At 66.1% G+C, this 1,255-nt stretch carries 1 protein-coding gene and 1 pseudogene; both read left to right on the top strand.

Annotated elements, in window-relative coordinates; translation table 11 throughout:
• Positions 1 to 311 precede the first annotated feature (311 nt).
• Positions 312 to 688 (top strand): annotated as a pseudogene (locus ACFHPP_RS31075) (transposase); the annotation flags it as partial.
• 90 nt (positions 689 to 778) lie between these two features.
• Positions 779 to 1,255 (top strand): helix-turn-helix domain-containing protein (locus ACFHPP_RS31070; protein WP_437167088.1); only part of this gene is annotated, 477 nt, incomplete at its 3' end.

Here is a 1,255-nt window from a genome sequence, read left to right as displayed (position 1 = left end):
TAGGCATCGAAGCGTGCGGCACCGGTCATGTGTGGACGACCCCCACGATGCAAGGGCTTATTGGTGTGACGACGCCGCGGTCGGGTGCGGTCATGTGTCCGGCCTCGAAGTGCGGTGCGCATGACCGCGGGCCCTGATGAAATCCGCGGCCCCGCTCCCAATCAGAGAATCGCGTTCGATGACGCGCTGACAGAGACGGGTTTAGCAGGGCCCCGGGATCGACCGGTTTTGTCATCACTCCGTGTTGACCTGCCCCCCTAGAAGTGGGCCATCGGCTATGAGGGGCCGGAGGCAAAGCGGAGGGGCAAGGGATGGCACGGAAGCATCACAAGCCGGAGGAGATTGTCGCCAAGCTGCGGCAGGTTGAGGTGCTCATGGCACAGGGCAAAGCGGTGTCGGAGGCGGTGCGGGCGATTGGCGTGACGGAGGCGACTTACTATCGCTGGCGTTCTGAATACGGCGGTCTGAAGCTGGATCAGGTGAAACGCCTGAAGCAGCTGGAACAGGAAAATGGCCGCCTGCGGAAGGCGGTGGCGGATCTGACGCTGGAGAAGCTGGTGCTCAAGGAGGCCGCTTCGGGAAACTTCTGAGCGCCGCGCGGCGTCGGGCCTGTGTGGCACAGGTCGTGGCCAGGCTGGATGTCTCGGAGCGCTTCGCCTGTCGTGTGCTGGAACAGCACCGCTCGACTCATACCAACTCTCTCGGCTGCTGACTCACGAAGGGGATTCCCCGACGAGGGTGCGATGTGATTCACCCTGGTGAGCAACGGAGGCTCATCATGACACGTGCCATCGCCCTGCGTACCGACTTCCACGCTCCCGAGCTTCGCCGGCTGGCGCGGCGCAGCAAGGACGCCGCTCAGGCCCGTCGCCTGCTCGCGCTGGCGGCGATCTACGACGGCGGCACGCGCTCGGAGGCAGCGCGGCTGGGCCATGTTACGCTGCAGATCGTGCGCGACTGGGTCATGCGCTTCAACGCCGAGGGGCCGGACGGACTGCGCGACCGCAAGGCGCCCGGACCAACCCCACTGCTGACAGACGCGCACCGCCACGCGCTGGCAGCGCAGATCGACCGCGGCCCAGTTCCAGCGGTGCATGGCGTGGTGCGCTGGCGGCTGTGCGATCTCGGCCAATGGCTGTGGGAAAAGTTTCGTGTCTCGGTCTCGATGCAGACGCTGAGCCGAGAGGCGCGCAAGCTGGGTTACCGCAAGCTCTCGGCCCGCCCCAGGCATCACGCCCAGGCCGAGGGCGCCATC

Origin of the sequence: Falsiroseomonas sp. E2-1-a20, from assembly GCF_051433195.1 — a bacterium.
Lineage (GTDB): Bacteria > Pseudomonadota > Alphaproteobacteria > Acetobacterales > Acetobacteraceae > Falsiroseomonas.
The sequence above is the reverse complement of the archived record's forward strand: the minus strand, read 5'-3'. Positions and strand labels throughout refer to the sequence as shown.